The sequence below is a fragment of the Flavobacterium lacisediminis genome (assembly GCF_025909975.1).
Taxonomy (GTDB): domain Bacteria; phylum Bacteroidota; class Bacteroidia; order Flavobacteriales; family Flavobacteriaceae; genus Flavobacterium; species Flavobacterium lacisediminis.
Window position 1 is genome coordinate 1 of the sequence record NZ_JAPCIO010000036.1, and the last position, 338, is coordinate 338.

Genomic DNA, 338 nt, shown 5'->3' on the forward strand with positions numbered 1-338 from the left:
AACTGAAATACCTGACTTTAACCATTTACCATATGTAAGATCAGTAACATTTAATGCTTCAATTTTATCTTTTAAATCTCTTCTTATTCCTTCATAACGTTGTAATGTCAACATATAATTTTCATTATCAATATTACCATCTACATATAAATCTTGAAGTTTTTGGATTCGCATATTTTGTTCGTTCAATTGTGTTGTTAATTTATCAAGTGATAATTCATCTTCACCTGTTTTATTATTCAACAAATTTTTTACCATCAACTCATATAGTAATTTTGATTCTTTTGTAAACTGAAATTCCCCCAAAATAGATTCCATATTATAATTAACATCTTCGC

General features: G+C 25.7%; 1 protein-coding gene. It reads right to left on the reverse strand.

Translation table 11 applies throughout. The features are described 5' to 3' along the window. Nucleotides 1–318, reverse strand: a 318-nt coding sequence (locus OJ995_RS13560) for a hypothetical protein (protein ID WP_264369920.1), incomplete at its 3' end; no start/stop codon positions are given. Between the last annotated feature and the right edge of the window lie 20 nt (nt 319–338).